At 42.6% G+C, this 15,813-nt stretch carries 13 protein-coding genes; 3 read left to right on the top strand and 10 right to left on the bottom strand.

Annotation, left to right across the window (positions count from 1 at the left end; translation table 11 throughout):
• Positions 1-437: 437 nt before the first annotated feature.
• From QUA97_RS05100 to QUA97_RS05085, 4 genes are all read right to left on the bottom strand, one after another.
• Positions 438-914, bottom strand: a complete 477-nt coding sequence (locus QUA97_RS05100; protein WP_333193594.1) for an LptA/OstA family protein — start codon at positions 912-914, stop codon at positions 438-440.
• Positions 915-1,500: 586 nt separating this feature from the next.
• Positions 1,501-2,634: a tetratricopeptide repeat protein gene (locus tag QUA97_RS05095; RefSeq protein ID WP_194068643.1), complete on the bottom strand. Its 1,134-nt coding sequence runs from the start codon at positions 2,632-2,634 to the stop codon at positions 1,501-1,503.
• Between the two features lie 43 nt (positions 2,635-2,677).
• Positions 2,678-3,079 carry a DUF309 domain-containing protein gene (locus QUA97_RS05090; protein ID WP_333193589.1) on the bottom strand — a complete coding sequence of 134 codons (402 nt, stop codon included), beginning with the start codon at positions 3,077-3,079 and terminating at the stop codon, positions 2,678-2,680.
• A gap of 268 nt (positions 3,080-3,347) precedes the next feature.
• Positions 3,348-3,710 carry a ferredoxin-thioredoxin reductase catalytic domain-containing protein gene (locus QUA97_RS05085; RefSeq protein ID WP_194012549.1) on the bottom strand — a complete coding sequence of 121 codons (363 nt, stop codon included), beginning with the start codon at positions 3,708-3,710 and terminating at the stop codon, positions 3,348-3,350.
• Positions 3,711-4,007: 297 nt separating this feature from the next.
• Between QUA97_RS05085 and cas6 the strand changes: the two genes are divergently transcribed.
• Positions 4,008-5,132: a CRISPR-associated endoribonuclease Cas6 gene (gene cas6, locus QUA97_RS05080; RefSeq protein WP_194068648.1), complete on the top strand. Its 1,125-nt coding sequence runs from the start codon at positions 4,008-4,010 to the stop codon at positions 5,130-5,132.
• 223 nt (positions 5,133-5,355) lie between these two features.
• On the opposite strand, the gene QUA97_RS05075 is transcribed toward cas6, so the two are convergent.
• From QUA97_RS05075 to QUA97_RS05065, 3 genes are all read right to left on the bottom strand, one after another.
• Positions 5,356-6,792, bottom strand: a complete 1,437-nt coding sequence (locus QUA97_RS05075) for a DUF2079 domain-containing protein (RefSeq protein ID WP_194068645.1) — start codon at positions 6,790-6,792, stop codon at positions 5,356-5,358.
• 108 nt (positions 6,793-6,900) lie between these two features.
• Positions 6,901-8,472: a DUF2079 domain-containing protein gene (locus QUA97_RS05070; protein ID WP_333193586.1), complete on the bottom strand. Its 1,572-nt coding sequence runs from the start codon at positions 8,470-8,472 to the stop codon at positions 6,901-6,903.
• A gap of 9 nt (positions 8,473-8,481) precedes the next feature.
• Positions 8,482-10,047 (bottom strand): DUF2079 domain-containing protein, encoded by a 1,566-nt coding sequence (locus QUA97_RS05065; protein WP_333193605.1) that lies wholly within the window; start codon positions 10,045-10,047, stop codon positions 8,482-8,484.
• Positions 10,048-10,174: 127 nt separating this feature from the next.
• Here QUA97_RS05065 and dxr point away from each other — a divergent pair, with 127 nt between their 5' ends.
• The gene (gene dxr, locus QUA97_RS05060) at positions 10,175-11,365 is read left to right on the top strand and encodes a 1-deoxy-D-xylulose-5-phosphate reductoisomerase (protein ID WP_333193584.1); all 1,191 of its coding nucleotides are present in this window, start codon (positions 10,175-10,177) and stop codon (positions 11,363-11,365) included.
• Between the two features lie 480 nt (positions 11,366-11,845).
• Here the strand turns inward: dxr and QUA97_RS05055 are convergent, their stop codons facing one another.
• The gene (locus QUA97_RS05055; protein WP_333193580.1) at positions 11,846-12,358 is read right to left on the bottom strand and encodes a phosphoribosyltransferase; all 513 of its coding nucleotides are present in this window, start codon (positions 12,356-12,358) and stop codon (positions 11,846-11,848) included.
• Positions 12,359-12,412: 54 nt separating this feature from the next.
• Between QUA97_RS05055 and QUA97_RS05050 the strand changes: the two genes are divergently transcribed.
• A complete protein-coding gene (locus QUA97_RS05050) occupies positions 12,413-13,162 on the top strand; it encodes a pentapeptide repeat-containing protein (protein ID WP_333193577.1) in 750 nt (249 codons plus the stop codon).
• A 112-nt stretch (positions 13,163-13,274) separates the two neighbouring features.
• On the opposite strand, the gene QUA97_RS05045 is transcribed toward QUA97_RS05050, so the two are convergent.
• Together QUA97_RS05045 and QUA97_RS05040 are read right to left on the bottom strand one after the other, a co-directional pair.
• Positions 13,275-14,639 (bottom strand): RNA-guided endonuclease InsQ/TnpB family protein, encoded by a 1,365-nt coding sequence (locus tag QUA97_RS05045; RefSeq protein ID WP_194071113.1) that lies wholly within the window; start codon positions 14,637-14,639, stop codon positions 13,275-13,277.
• A 458-nt stretch (positions 14,640-15,097) separates the two neighbouring features.
• On the bottom strand, positions 15,098-15,298 hold the full coding sequence (locus QUA97_RS05040; RefSeq protein ID WP_194071114.1) for a hypothetical protein: 201 nt from the start codon (positions 15,296-15,298) through the stop codon (positions 15,098-15,100).
• Positions 15,299-15,813: the final 515 nt, after the last annotated feature.

Genomic DNA, 15,813 nt, shown 5'->3' with positions numbered 1-15,813 from the left:
TCATTAGTCATTAGTCATTAGTCATTAGTCATTAGTCATTAGTCATTAGTCATTAGTCATTAGTCATTAGTCATCAGGCAGGAGGCTATAAGGGCTTCGCTCGGAGGGTTAAAAGAAGGAAGAATAAGTACACAGCCAGCCTGTGAGCGATACCTAATTTTACGTTTAATTAGGTGGATTTACTTGCCTGTTAAATTTCAGATTGCTGGTTGGTGCGATCGCCCCTCAAGTGGATATTTGACAATCTTCAGGTTTTTACTTTTTCAAGACTAAATTTTGCATTTATTCTCAGCTTTCAGGCGTCGCGCATTTAAACTCCGATCCCGGAACAGGCAGGATGCCCGTTCCACAAGAATTTCGGTAAAAATTATTGTCCGAAGTAGCTATGCAACAATTGATGTTTTTGGTGATAAATTTTGCTGCTATGGGGAGGGCTGTTACTTAGGTGCTGTTGAACTGGCGGGCGGTGTGGTGCCGATCGCACTTTGAGCTGCTGCATCTTGTTCCGGAGCAACGAGATAGACTGATTCTACCTGTCCTGGATTGTCTGGGAGGGCAATAAACCTGCCTTCATCGATCAAGTATGTCACGGTTTCGCCGCGCAGGCTGTTGCCCTGCTGCAATACGTAAACGTCGCCGCTGAGGATGATCCGGCGCTCGCGGCTGAAGTATTGAGCTTGAGCTGCTGTTGCTTGGATTTGGCGGGCTGGATAGTTGATTTGGACGTTGCCGCGGGCTGTCACGATGCCGGTTTTGGAGTCGGCTTCTTGAATGTCCGATCGCACGCTGAGAGTGCGGGGCGTGGCGGTTTGCGGGTAGGTGGGAGGGGCGATCGCGCCAGCCAGAGCGAGCGGCAACAGCAGCGACAATCCTTTGAATATGCGCGAATTAAGTAGTTTAGCGGAGGGCATCATAGCTTGCAAGCCTCAAAATATGTGAAATTGCTGAAGGGCCTTTTCCAACCCCTGATTTGTCTCTATGGAGATTAAATCCACCACACCCGATTTAGTTAGGTATTTTATCTTAACGGCCAGAAATATTCTCGTCAGGTCGATCGACCAGCCCGAAAGCATCAACCAATTATCCTAGCAAGACAATAGCCATTTTCACGAGGTGTTTGGCTGATTTGCTGGATTTGCAAGTTTTTTGACGGTTGCTCGCATCGGGAAGTTTCGGATAACCTCTCTAGGTACTAAGGCATTAGCTGTCCGCAGTGAGTTCGGCAAATTTTGATTTATTAGGTTCTTTCTTTAAAATAGTTGCCATCTCATTTCATTTGAGCATTGGCGGGGGCTGTATTTTTCTAGGATAGGGAAAGCTGGCGATCGATCGTCCGAAGTTGCGGGCGATAATGCTCCGCATCGCTAGTGCGATCGGGTTTCACCTGTCGGGAAAAATGTAAGGACAAAATTCAGCGGCTGCAAATAACCTTTTTCACAACGCCGACGCTCCCACTAGCTCTGCTGTAAAGATGTGTTGGGCTGCTTCCTTAATGCTCAGCTATACCCGTTTCAAATACTGGGTTAGCCACTCTTGTAACTCTTGGCGGGTATCCTCATCAGGAGCATTCTCTAATGCTACATCTAAGTCTGCTCTTGCTTCTTGGTGTTGCCCCAGCATCTGATACACAATAGCCCTATAACATCGAAGTTTATAGTCTGTAGGATCTACGGTTAACCCCTGATTTGCGTAGGAAAGTGCTTCCGGTAGTCGGCGTATTTTGTAAAGAGAAAAGCATAATATTCGATAAATATGTAGTCTATCTTCAGATGAAAGATCGGTATTCAGTAATTGCTTACCTGATTTAATCGCTCTTCGATATGCTTGACTAGCGCAGTCGATAGCTACTTTAAAAACCTGCACTTTATCGTCATGAGTTACAATTGGAAAAATTTTCTTGGCAACCTTCTTTGCTTCATGAATTTCATTATTTTCCACCAAAAAATAGGCTAGTTTCAGATATGATTGCAAGTCATTTGATTTGTTATCTATATTTAGCTTTAATTTCTCCCATGTCTCTAGGGTATGGGGGTTACGAGCTAATCGCCAGTAGATAGCTTTCCGGCTGTGATATAATTGCCACAATCCGCACAGTAACCCTACGTGAACAATTGCAGTTAGCGATGCGTAAGGTTGAACAGTAAAGTCATAGATATTGACCCAATCTCCTCCACGCAAACCAAAGGACATTACAGGATACGCGACTAAACTGTAAATTGACTGTATACAGACATAACTATAAAGCAGTTCTCCAACAATTCGTTTGCGGATATAAGGGATGAAAGGAATTGGCAGTAATCCTAGAAGGATAGATACAAGGTTTCCGCTGAAGGCAATCCACCAATAATCAACAAAACTAAAATTTCCTGATGGAACTATATAGCCCCAATAGAATCGCCATTGGAAGGTTGATACTGTTCCTCCTACTTGCCAAGTAGCCAGACTATGCCCTATTTCATGCAACAGAACACCAATGGGTATCAAAACAAATGTAGCCAACCGCTGGGCTAACTCTAGATCTTTGAACGTTACTTGGGTATCCCAAAATTTTGGCCATTGCTGAAACAGTTGCCAGAGGGTTTGAATACATATCAAGCCCGCAATAAAAGAGATTAGGTCAAAAGAATTAGTCATTAGAATGAGTCATTTAATAACTTAGTAAAACCCCTTACAATCTTCAATATACTTTGATAATTCGCGGCAATTGCAAGCCTGCAACTTCTGTACCTGCGAACAACGGTACAAATTTAGCTACTGCTTCCGGGCCGGCTTGTTGCAAAGTGCTCAATAGTTTAGCGCTTTGTCGGAGCAAATCTTCAACAGCAATTTCAGCATAACTCGGCTGATAATAACTGAGCCGATTTATACCTTCTCCGAGTAAGATTACTGCACCGCGCCAGTTTTGATTGCTTAAGTGATAAAGCCCTACAGCAATTTGCAAAATTCCCTGATAAAACTTTTTTTCCGGCTCGCCCGCTTCCATCCACAAAGCCTCTAAAGTATCGTGACAAGCGTAAAAGTCTTGGCTGTTAAACTGTTCGATACTTTGCCAAAATTCCTCCGGCATTTCCTCTGTCATTTATTTGAGATTGGAAATTTTGAATTGGATACAGCCTTCTCTAAAAAATGAGGTATTGACAATCTATTAATCTATGTATTAATAATCCATCAATCCTCAATTTAAAATCTACAATCTAAAATCTACAATACTTGTAGATATCCTAAGTGAGGAATGCTCTAGAGCGTAGAGTGGCGATCGGTTTTGTAAATAGCTAAGTCTTAAAAATAGGAAAAATTACGACCTGTTGTCAAAACTGCTATCAATTTACGACCGCCTACTTAACCGATTACATAGTTTCTCTGACAGCTTGAATCTGATCCATACCAATTTCCTGATTAGTTCCAGCAAAATCGTTATCTGGCGTCAGAAATAACATACAATGACACTCTTTGCGCTCGCGCATGGGAATGCAAGGACAGTTCCAGTAGGCGGCTTTTACCTCGGCTTCTTTATCTTCGTAATGGCGACAAGGGCATAGGGGAGCACCTAGTTCATCTTTGTGCTTTGCTAGTCCTTCTATGACGACAGCAGTGACAGAAGGCTCGGAACAAAAGTAAGTTCCGGTGCGCTTGGCGTAGGTTTCGGAGAAATTCTTCATTGCCTCCAAGGTTTTTTCGTTGGAGAGTTTAGATTTTTCTGTTGTGTTCATAGTTCAGGATCGGAGTTGAGGATGCTACGAGCTTTTAACAATTGTATCGCAGAATGTGATTTTAAACACTTGTATATTTCTGTTTACTTACCAAGAGGAAACCTTGACAAAAATTGAGTTTTAGGTTGTGGGTTTTGTAAGGATTTTTTACGCATCCCGGACGGTTGGGGAAACAGGGCCATGACCCGGTTTTTGGAGCCTCCCAAAGATTTGACCGATCGCCCTGAAAAAAACATCCCCCAAAGGGGATGCAAACAAGATAGAATATCACAGCGCTGTCGCTGTTTCTGGCATCTCATGGCAACTTCCCCCGACCCCACCCCCCGCAAAAAATTTGCTTCTGCTGGGCTGATTTGGCCCGCTGACACCGAGTTAGTCGGATTAGTGTTTGAATTGACTCCCCGCGCTGCTAGCTCTCTGTACGCGCAATATGCCATAGGTTTGCACGCTTGGTTTTTGCATCAAGTACAGGAAACTGACCCGGATTTATCGCAGCTTTTGCACAACGATCAGTCAGAAAAAGCCTTTACGATTTCGGGATTGGAAGGTGATTTAGCCGCTAGCGGCAAAGAATTTCAGCTTGCGGGCGATCGTATTTATCGCTGGTACGTCACGGGACTTTCAAAGCGAGTAGTGCAGTGGCTGAGTCAGTGGCTGCAAAATTTGCCCGAAGAGATAGATTTGCGAAATGCTCCGCTACTCATTCGCTCTTGGAAAATTGCTTTTGCTCCCACAACTTACCAGCAATTACTAACAGCAGAATTACCATTATCGCGCAACGTAAAACTTAGTTTTGTAACTCCAACAAGCTTTCGCAGCAAAGGTCATCACTTCCCGCTACCAGTTCCTGAAAATGTTTTTCACAGCTATTTTCGCCGCTGGAATAACTTTTCTGGGGTAATTTTTGACCAAGCCGAATTTATGAATTGGATTGATGAAAATGTAATTATTAGCCGCCACAAGTTGGAGTCGCAGAAGGTGGCGGCGGGCAAAAAAGGCATGGTGACGGGGTTTACTGGGGCTGTGGAATTTGCGATCGGGCGATCGGGCCAAAATCGCCCTGATTTTGTACAATTATTTTATGCTTTGGGGCGGTTAGCACCCTACTGCGGCACGGGGCACAAAACAACTTTTGGTTTGGGACAAACGCGGACGCAATGGCTGACAGAATCGGTGACAGAAGTGTCGATACAAAGTGTTTTGGCGGCGCGAATAGATGAATTAACAGAGAAGTTTATGGAGATCAGAAAGCGTAAAGGTGGCCGTCGGGCTGCTGAGATTGCGGAAACTTGGGCGACGATTTTGGCGCGCCGGGAATTGGGGGAATCTTTGTTTGATATTGCTGCTGATTTGGAAATGCCCTATGAAACTGTGAAAACTTATGTGAAGTTGGCAAGAAGGGCTTTGAAAGTTGAGGATTAAAATAATTAGTCAGTAGTCAGTAGTCAGTAGTCATTAGTTAGGAGTCAGTAGTCATTAGTCATTAGTCATTAGTTAGGAGTCATTAGTTATTAGTTAGTAGTCATGGGGAATTGTTAGCTGTTGACTGTTAACTGCCAACTGTTAACTAAGAGGGCGGGCACGCAACATCCACAGCCCCTACCAACTGACTAATGACTAATGACTACTGACTACTGACCGCTGACTACTGACTCTTAGTAAATAGATATATATCATCTCGCTGATATTTTAGTTGAAATTGGGGATTGTTGGCGAGTTTAGTTACTAGGTTTTGTACAAAAGCTCGATCGCTCATCCAGCCGGGATACCTCAGATTCAGCAAGACATAATCAAATTCTGCGAGATTTGCAGGAGGTGTCTTAGCCTCAGTTAACTTTACCACGGGGCGGTGCGTTAAGTGGGGAGCAACGCGAGAAGTTGTTAAAACACTGCCTTTTGTGTTGACGAGAGCGATGGCTTCTTTGGTAGCTGGCAAAGTGTCGAGGTAATCTAAATAAATAGTCCCAAAATATCCGTATTTTGCTAAAGCTAAAAAAGCGATTAATGACCAAATTATAATGATTTTTGGCAATGGATAATTAGGAATTGGCAATCTATCAAATATTATCTTTCCTTTAGACTGATTTCTATCGGCTAAACTGGAAATTACGGCAACTAACAAAAATGGCAATATCGGAATAGAATATTGATGAATCAAATCTCGCTGGGCAGGAATATCCGAAAGAATATTCATCGCTAACATCGGTAAAGCGCTAATTAAAGGTGTCAGGTGACGCAGGGAAAGCCACCAAATTACAGGCAAGGTTAATAACGTTAAATATTCAACTGTATCTAAAGAAAATAAACGTCCTAAAACTAGATTTGGTTTCAATATTAAATTAACAGCAATTTCTAAAACTGAATGTCCTAAATATTGATATCGCCCGATTCCTGCGTGTTCTCTTCCCAGATTGAAATACGGTATTACGGCTTGAGTAACTACCAGGAACCAAGCCGCGCCGAGAAACAGAGCTATGAGTCCGCAATTGCGTTTTTTGTCGAAACACAACAGCCACAGTCCCATCGCAGCTACAGTTAAAGATAACACGGCTTTGCAGCTCAAAACTAAGACGATAGCAGCACAAAACCACAGGGTTTTATTGAGTCTGGCGGCTAGGATTGCTGCTAGCAGTGCGGGTAGGGCAATTACTTCTGGGTGGAAGTCAAAGAGGTTGACATTGAAGACTAATGGATAGAGAAGGTAAATACTGGCGATCGCCCGAGATATGCTATTATTTAATCCGGCTTGAATGGCCAAACTCCAAACTGGCAAAGCACCCAATGCTAGAGCAACTGCTTGGACTAGCAACAGCCAATGAACGTCGGGATATATTTTGTAAAGCAAAGCCACGGGATACATCACCAAAGCGGCGTGATTTCCCATGTGGTGAATTTCGAGAAATGAGGAAAACGGCGTTTGTCCCTGACTGATTAGATACGCTACTTGGTCGTAAATTCCTAGTTCAAAGGCGTTGGATTGAAACAGGGCGTGGCGTACACTGCTGCACAGTAAAAATATTACCACAAAAAGGGCGATCGACCAAATTACAGGCTCGTATTTTAGATGCTTAAAATTGCTCATATTGTATTCATTCCAAAATTATCTTAAAATTATCTGCGTTTCTCTCTGTTTCTCTGCCTTAAATCTGCGGTTGGTTTTGAGCGATGAATAATTATTGCAATAAGTTTACTAATTGCTGATTTTTTGAAACAAAAATACATCGTCTTGCTGATAGCTAATCTTAAATTCAGGAGAATTTTTAAGTTGAGCCGCGACACTCGCAGCAGTATCGGCAGTATCCGGCCAAGGATGGCGCAAATTTAGCAGTACATAGTCAAATTCATTCAAACTTTGTCCGTTGGCAACTTGATGCAGCAATTTAATTGTTTTTCGGTGAGCGAGATGAGTTGCTAGGGAATTATCTGTTAACACATTGCCTTTTGTTTCCACTTTGTTAATTGCCTGTCGCGTAGCTTGCCAAGTATCGAGAGACTCTAAATAAATTGTTCCAAAATAGCCGTACTTAGCCAAGGCTAAAAAAGTTAACAGCGACCACAAAATTAATAATTTTGACAGCAAAGAGTTAGTAAATAGCAATTTGCCACTTTTCCCGCTTCGGCGAACCCAAATCCGGTGCTTCCAGATACGTTTAACAGATTTAATCGAAATACGCTGCGATACTTTTGTCCAGATTTGCGGCATCCAGTTGTGATGATTCCACAGATAATTAATTACATTTTTCCAGAAATTACTTCCTCTTTTTTGTCTATCTGCTAGCGTATCAATTATAGTAATTAATAAAAATGGAAATATCGGCACAACATATTGGTGAATCAAATCTCTCTGCGCGTCAATATCGGAAAGAATATTCATCAATAGCATCGGCGAAGCACCAATTAAGGGCGAAAGATGCCGAGGAGAAATCCACCAGATTGCGGGCAAAAATAACAAAATCAAATATCCCAAAGTCTCTACTGAAATCAGGCGATTGGCTACTAAGCTAGGTTTAAGCGCTAAATTAACAACTATTTCAAAAACCGAGTTTCCTAAATAGTGATATCGCCCCACACCTGCGTGCTGTTTTCCTTGATTAAAATACGGTACTATTGCTTGAGTTGCTATCAAAAACCAAGCCGCGCCGAGAAATATAGCGATGATTCCGCACCTGCTCTTTTTTTCAAAGAAAAACAGCCAAAGACCCATCATCACGACGGTTAAAGATAGGACGGCTTTGCAGCTTAAAATTAATACTGTGGCGGCACAAAACCACAGGATTTTATCGAGTCTGGCTGCTAAGATTGCTGCTAAGATTGCGGGTACAGCAATTACTTCGGGGTGGAAGTCAAACAGATTGACGTTAAATACTGCGGGATAAAGCAGGTAAACTGCTGCAATGGCGATCGCCTTTGATTCGTTTAATCCCGCTTGACGTGCTAAACTCCAGCAAGGCCAAGCACCTAAAGCTAAGGAAACGGCTTGTACGAATAACAGCCAGTGAACATCGGGATATATTTTATAAAGTAAAGCTAGCGGATAGAAAATAAACGCCACGTGATCGCCTAAAATATTGATGGCCATTAATGAAGAAAATGGCGTTTGATTTTGAGAGATTAAGTAAATTGCTTGGTCAAAAATTGCTAAGTCGAATGCAGTTGAATGAAATAATGCGTGCCGCACGCTACTGGCGATAAATAAGATTATGGCTGTCACGACAATCATTAAAAATACTGGATGGAATTTTGCGGATTTTAAAGTTAGCATTCTGTTGGGTTAACCTGGGATGCGTTTAAATAGTATAACGTCGTTTTTTTGATAAGTTAATTTAAAATTAGGAGCATTTTTTAGTTGATTGGCTAAGGTATTTCCAATTTTTTCAGTGTCGGGCCAGGGATGGCGCAGGTTGAATAATATGTATTCAAATTCAGCTAAGTTTGTTTGGGGTGAAATTTGTGAAAGCAATTTTACGATGGGGCGGTGGGTAAAGTGAGGGGCAAGTCTGTTATCTGTTAAAATACTGCTTTGGGGTTGAACTTGTGCGACTGCTTCCCGCGTGGCTTGCCAGGTATCTAGTCTATTCAAATACAGAAAAAAATCTTTATATTCTCCGAAAATTAAGAATATTATTAATGACCAAATTATCATTTGTTTCGGCAATTGAATGCCCAGCCACAGTTGCGGCATTGGTATTTTTATAAATGGTAAATTCGCGGTTTTGGAGGGCGAAAATATTTGCGATTCGGTTTTCACTTGGGTGTTTTTGCGGCTGGATTCTTTGGCGATGACTGCTATTATTAAAAATGGAAGTATCGGCAATGAATATTGATAGGCTAAGCTGCGTTGAAATGACAATTCAGAGAGGATATTGATAATTAGGGTAGGGATGGCAGGAATTAGGGCTGTTAAATATTTGAGGTTGTTTGGGCGGGGAAATGGCAGTAGCAGCCAAATCACGGGTAATATCAGGATGAATAAGTATTTTATTGTATCGATGGAAAGGATTCTTCCTAAGATTAATTGTGGTTTTAATAAAAGGTTGATGATTATTTCTATTACGGATTTGCCTAAATAGCTGTAGCGCCCGACTCCGGCGACTTCACTACCGCTAAAGTAGGGGATAATTTTCTGGGAAGCAATCAAAAACCATGCTACGCCTAGCAAAAGTGCGATCGCCCCCAACCGCTGCTTTCTTTCGCAAAAAAACAGCCACAATCCCATAGCAGCAACGGTTAGGGACAAAACTGCTTTGCAGCTCAAAACTAACAAAATTGTGGTACAAAACCACAGGATTTTATTTAAACGCGCTGCCAAAATTGCTGCTAAAATTGCAGGTAAAGCGATTACTTCCGGGTGAAAATCAAATAAATTGATGTTAAATACGACTGGGTAGAGCAAATAAATAATTGCGATCGCCCTAGATTGTTCTTGATTTAAACCGCCTAAACGCGCTAAACTCCAGCTAGGCAAAGCTCCCAAGGATAAAGCAACTGCTTGTACCAACAGCAGCCAATGCACGTCTGGGTAAATTTTGTAGAGCAAAGCTAGGGGATAATAGATTACCGCTGCGTGATCTCCCAAAATGTGCATCTCCATTAAAGAAGAAAAAGGTGTTTGGTTTTGGGAGATGGAGTAAATTGCTTGGTCAAAAATTCCTAAATCGAAAGCTGTTGATTGGAATAAAGCGTGCCGCAAACTGCTACAAAAAAAGAAAATTGCCGCAGCGGTGGCGATCGCCCAAACCAGACTCGACGGTGGCTGCGATCGACCTTCTTCTATATTTTCGGCGATCGAGACACTGATGTCCTCACTGTCATCAACAAAATTTTCCCTATTCTCCATGAAATCTGGCACTAGCTGATCGGTCAAAATATAATGTCATCGAATGTGCTTGCCACGCAATAGTTAACCGCTAATTTTAGTTCCCGCAATCGTAATATTAGAATAATCCACAAAACCTTAAAAAATTGTGAAAGCAATAACTCTTCTCGGCTCCACAGGCTCCATCGGCACTCAGACTCTGGATATTGTAGCTCAATACCCCGAACAATTTCGGATTGTCGGGTTAACAGCAGGACGAAATGTCAAGTTGCTGGCGCAGCAAATTCGCCAGTTTAAACCAGAAATTGTCGCGATTTGTGACGAAGATAAATTACAGGAATTGCAGGAGGCGATCGCAGATATCGACCCTCAACCTATTTTACTTGCTGGGGAGTCAGGCGTTGTCGAAGTTGCCAAATACGGCGACGCTGAAGCCGTAGTCACCGGCATAGTTGGCTGTGCGGGTTTGCTGCCAACAATTGCGGCTATAGAAGCAGGCAAAGATATCGCCTTAGCAAATAAAGAAACCTTAATCGCCGGCGGCCCCGTTGTCAACCCCTTAATCGAAAAATATGGTGTTAAAGTATTGCCGGCTGATTCGGAACATTCGGCAATTTTTCAGTGCTTGCAAGGCTTGCCGGCGGGAGGGTTGCGCCGGATTATTCTTACAGCTTCCGGCGGTTCTTTTCGAGATTTGCCGATCGACTTCTTAGCAGAAGTAACAGTCGCCGATGCCTTGAAACATCCGAATTGGTCGATGGGGCAGAAAATCACCATTGATTCTGCTACTTTGATGAACAAAGGATTAGAAGTAATTGAAGCTCATTACTTGTTCGGCATGGATTATGACGACATTGATATTGTCATCCATCCCCAGAGCATAATTCACTCGTTAATTGAACTGCAAGATACGTCGGTTTTGGCGCAATTAGGCTGGCCGGATATGCGGTTGCCGCTGCTTTACGCTTTGTCTTGGCCGGAGCGAATTCCTACAGATTGGCCGCGGCTGGATTTGGTAAAATCCGGGGATTTAACTTTCCGAGAACCCGACCACAAAAAGTATCCTTGTATGCAGTTAGCCTATGCAGCGGGACGTGCGGGCGGCTCCATGCCTGCGGTGCTGAATGCGGCTAACGAACAGGCGGTAGCGCTATTTTTGGACGAAAAGATTACATTTTTGGATATTCCGAAGTTGATTGAGCAGGTGTGCGACAAACACCAAGCTGATAACTGTGAAAGTCCTGGTTTAGAGGATATTTTGGCAGCGGATCAGTGGGCGCGGCTGGAAGTTTTGGCTGGAAGCGTCGAATTGGGCGATCGGATTCTTTCATTTCGCTAATTGTATCGGGCCGCTTGCAATTACCCACAACTCTGCCGGGAATTTATTCCCCGTCTCGTAGCTAAAGTAGGTTGAAGTTGAGATATTGCACCATTTTCAAGAACAGCCATCTTGCCCGTTTCACAAAGAGTGAATTTTATTGTGGGCAGTTGCTCCTAGCCCGCCCATAAAAGGCTTATTGATAATGGTGCAATATCTCAGTTGAAACACACTGCCAAACCTTAATAAATATTCAGTTTTGATTGAGAGGAGTTTAGCTGTGATACAGGGGTTTCCACCCCTGACTGACTATGCCAAAAAGTGCAAAACATCGGCAAAACCATAGGAAGTTTTGACCGGATTTTAGCCTTTGATATCGTTTCCGGTTGCATCGGAATAATAAAATCGAGCCGCCCGTCAACAGTCAACCATTCAGTTTTTAGAGCCGCCCGTCAACAGTCAACAGTCATGTTTGAGTGCAACCGGAATTGATATGACAGCCTAACTCCCAACTTTCGTCGCAAAATCAGCCGCACTCATTTTTTCGTACATTTCAAAAGGTTGATGAATCCAAGGATTGTCAGCCAAATAATCTACATAATAATCCGGCTTCGCCACAGAACAAGCCTTGTACCAAAGTACAGCAGTCCGAATTTCCTGAATATCTTCGCCGTAGCGGTTTTGCAGCCAAAGGATACCTCGATCTAAACTAATTCCCGAATCCACCAAATCGTCAACTAACAGGATGCGGCTGCCCAAATTATCGCCCACCATTGTCAAATTAGCCGCAAACTCGATCGCCCGCCGGACTTTTCCCTCCGCCCCACCGTAGGACGAGGCCGCTAAAATCGCCAGAGGTTTGTCGAAAATCCGCGACAGAATATCGCCCACCCGCAGCCCCCCCCTCGCGAGACACACAATGCGATCGAATTTCCACTGAGATTCATCAATTTTTACAGCCAAATCCTCAATTGTCCGATGATACTCAGACCAAGAAATGTAAAGGTCGCTCATGCCTAATATGATTGAAATATCAAAGATATTATTAAATATTTTGGGGGAAATGACATGAATGCAGACGAACTTCTCAGACGGTATGCAGCCGGAGAACGGGTTTTTCACAAAATAGACCTGAGCGGGGCGAATATGTCAAGGACAAATTTGCGCGATATTGACTTGAGTCAAGCTAATTTAAAAGGTATAAATGCGATCGGCATCATCCTTTACAGAGCCAATCTGTATCAAGCAAATATCAGCCAAGCAAATATCAGCCAAGCCAACCTCATGTCGGCTAATTTCGGCGAATGCGAGGCGGTGGGAGCCAACTTAAGCGGAGCCATCTTGCGGAGTGCGGTGCTAGGCGGGGCAGATTTAACCGGGGCGAGTCTCAGAGGTGCAGACATGAGAGAGGCCAACCTTCAGCGGGCAATCTTGATGCAAGTTTATGCAGTTAACGTTAACTTGCAAGGTGCCAACTTGACAGAAGTAAAACTTTGCCACATCAACCTCAGCAAAGCAAATTTAACCGACACCAACTTTACACAAGCTGATCTCAGCCATGCTAAGCTGACTCAAGCAAATTTGAGTTGGGCAAATTTGACCGAAGCCAATCTCGAAAAAGCGGATTTGAAGGGAGCTAATTTGAACGGAGCAAACTTGAGCTGTGCGAATCTTCATCTAGCTGATTTGAGCGGAGTTTCCCTTAAGGGAGCAAATCTCCGGGGAGCAAACCTGCATCAAGCTTGTTTGCGCGGGACAAATTTAAACGAGGCGAATCTGAGAGAAGCGATGATGCCTGATGGCAAAATTTCTGAGTAATTGACACTCCCCGACCTTAAGGTACGGGGATTCTTAAGACATTTCGATCTTAATATCCCGCGCAAGTGTGCGGGTTCTTGGGCGCAATCCTTTTGCCTAAAAAGGTGGGCTGCTATCCTTGTCTTGCAACAAGCTCCTCAAGCGTTTGGGGATTAAAAAAAATCCCTGGTTTCGCGGAGTCCCCGCGTACCATTTTTAAAGCTCTATCTCTGATTGTTTTTGCAGCACCTATATCGGCGTGTTCGTAATAGCCGCATTCAGTACAGATGAATTTTTCTCCATCTCTGCTAGACTTGTCAATATGACCGCACTTCCTGCATTCAATGCTCGAATATTTAGGATTAACTTTAATTACGACTTTTCCTTGCTTCGCAGCTAAATACTCAATCTTTAAAGTTAATTCAGACCAGCCTGCATCAGAAATCGAACGATTTAAACTTTTCTTTCTGGATTGTCCGTTTTTGAGAAATCTTCCCGTTTTTTTATCGATTTTTACGCGACATCGGCGCATCATTCCTGAAATATTCAAATTTTCTAAGGCAATTGCATCAATATTTCGATCGACTATTTCCCGAGCGATTTTCCATTGATATGCTTGACGCTTATCGCTAATCTTTTGATGAAACAGTCCGACTTTTTTAGCCGCTTTTTTGCGATTTTTACTACCTTTGACTTTACGACTAACCCGTCTCTGTCTAATCTTCAGGGTACGTTTAGCTTTTTTATTGGTCGCAATTTTAGGATTCTTAATCTGATGTCCGTCAGACAAATGAACTAATTTGGTAATCCCTAGGTCACAGCCAATTATTTTCACAACATCCACCAGAGATTTTGTCAGGTAGTCGGGAATAGACTTGTCCTCAATTCGGATAGATACATACCAGCCATTTTGCCGTTTTCTTACCGCACAAGCCTTAATGGTAAAACCATCGGGGATTGACCGCGAGTTGTAAAACCGCATCCAACCTAGTTTTGGTAAGTAAATTTTATTACCTTGTATTTTGACTCCCATTACGAAGGTGAAAGAAGTAAAGTTACTCCGATTTTTGAATTTCGGAAATCCTTTACCTTTAAAGAAGTTTTTGTAGGCAATGTCTAAGCGTTTAACATTCTGTTGTAAAACTGTTGAGTCAATGCCAATATACCAAGGTCTAGCTGTTTTTAAGTCAGGTAATGCTGTTATTTGAATGTCGCCGGCACTGCGACGGGGGTTCTTAGTCTTACCTGAAGCATCGGTTTTTGAGTCTTTCCAAGGATTTCCGGTTGCACCATTTTTACTGACATAGCAGGTTAATGGGGAAACTTCGCTTTGAGTTCTAATCTCGCAGTAATTTCCTTGGATGAATTGTTGGTGGTAGTGAGTAATTCTGTCGTTGAGACACCAATTGTAGTGGCTTCTTAACATATCTACCCAGCCAGACATTTTTGAGTCTTGTGTTTGATTTGGACGCAGTTTGTAAACGTAGTTTGCGAGCAAGATTGAGTTACCTCTTATTTGAAGAGTGAACTGATTTTATTCTAGTCTCAAAACTTACGTGAAGAAAGGGTTGTCCCAAGGATTGTCGCAATTCTGTATTTTTCAACAATTTAAATATTGACGCATTTACTTGACTTAAAGCCGTCCTAAAAGTACGGGGTTTTCAACCCATTTTTCTGATAAACGGGCAAAATAGAACTTTAAACCGCGGGGTGCTGGTGGCGCACCCTACCTTTAGTTTAAATCCTAATTGTATTGAGGGGATTTAATTCTGTTTTTAGGTGAATGCGTTTTTCAACTGATACCGTACCGCGTACCATCCTGACTGGAGAGGCAAAAATTTTAGATTACTGTTCAATCTCCAGATTCATCTGTTGACTAAATCTTAAATCTAAAATCTACTAAAATCGATTGACTGTGCATTTCCACAGAATCTGCAAAAAATTTTGTACTTGAGTTTAGTCTACGACTTTCAGCCAGCCCCGCCGAACGGCGTGGAGCAAGCGGTTGATGGCTGTTTGATCTTCTTCGGTAAGACGGTCATTTAACAGCGCTGTTTGGAGCTGGCGTCGGTGAGTGGGAGTCAACAAACCCGAGTGATATACCTGAAAGACTAGCTCTGCAATACTAAATTGAGGTAAAAGCGTTTGGGTCATCATTGTGTTTTTTTTGAACTGGCTTTTAGTAGTATTGACTAATTTTCCAAAGTTTTATGTGATTCAAATACGCGAGTTAATGTGATCCATTCGGCCTTGATTTGTGATTTGTGTCAGCCCAACTTGGGGATCGGTTCTTTCCTCATTGAGAGGGAAACTCGAAACACCAACCCCGTCTCGACCCCTCGCTTTTGGCAACTCCCAAATCTGTATTTTTCCTTAAGAGAGTGCGACAAATAAATTAATATTTATCTCATAATATTTTTTTTCAGTTAAATGAGATACACCAGATCGCGGTAATATGCCATAGGCCTAGGGCATAAGGCCTAGGGTATAGGGCACTACCAATTACCAATTACCAATTACCAATTACCAATTACCAATTACCAATTACCAATTACCAATTACATTTTTTCCGCTCGTACCTTATGTTGCCCCGAATTGCTATAAATAAATCGATCGACTTAATTAAAGGTAAAAGTTTTAAGGTGTTCAGAAACCAGGTTTTGGCTGCATTT

Origin of the sequence: Microcoleus sp. CZ3-B2, from assembly GCF_036705055.1 — a bacterium.
In the GTDB taxonomy this organism is placed as follows: domain Bacteria; phylum Cyanobacteriota; class Cyanobacteriia; order Cyanobacteriales; family Microcoleaceae; genus Microcoleus.
This window is presented reverse-complemented; position numbering and strand designations above follow the sequence as displayed.

Coding starts and splice junctions, on each gene's coding strand:
- QUA97_RS05100 (WP_333193594.1), bottom strand. CDS start 914: ATGATGCCCTCCGCTAAACTACTTAATTCGCGCATATTCAAAGGATTG.
- QUA97_RS05095 (WP_194068643.1), bottom strand. CDS start 2,634: ATGACTAATTCTTTTGACCTAATCTCTTTTATTGCGGGCTTGATATGT.
- QUA97_RS05090 (WP_333193589.1), bottom strand. CDS start 3,079: ATGACAGAGGAAATGCCGGAGGAATTTTGGCAAAGTATCGAACAGTTT.
- QUA97_RS05085 (WP_194012549.1), bottom strand. CDS start 3,710: ATGAACACAACAGAAAAATCTAAACTCTCCAACGAAAAAACCTTGGAG.
- cas6 (WP_194068648.1), top strand. CDS start 4,008: ATGGCAACTTCCCCCGACCCCACCCCCCGCAAAAAATTTGCTTCTGCT.
- QUA97_RS05075 (WP_194068645.1), bottom strand. CDS start 6,792: ATGAGCAATTTTAAGCATCTAAAATACGAGCCTGTAATTTGGTCGATC.
- QUA97_RS05070 (WP_333193586.1), bottom strand. CDS start 8,472: ATGCTAACTTTAAAATCCGCAAAATTCCATCCAGTATTTTTAATGATT.
- QUA97_RS05065 (WP_333193605.1), bottom strand. CDS start 10,047: ATGGAGAATAGGGAAAATTTTGTTGATGACAGTGAGGACATCAGTGTC.
- QUA97_RS05055 (WP_333193580.1), bottom strand. CDS start 12,358: ATGAGCGACCTTTACATTTCTTGGTCTGAGTATCATCGGACAATTGAG.
- QUA97_RS05050 (WP_333193577.1), top strand. CDS start 12,413: ATGAATGCAGACGAACTTCTCAGACGGTATGCAGCCGGAGAACGGGTT.
- QUA97_RS05040 (WP_194071114.1), bottom strand. CDS start 15,298: ATGATGACCCAAACGCTTTTACCTCAATTTAGTATTGCAGAGCTAGTC.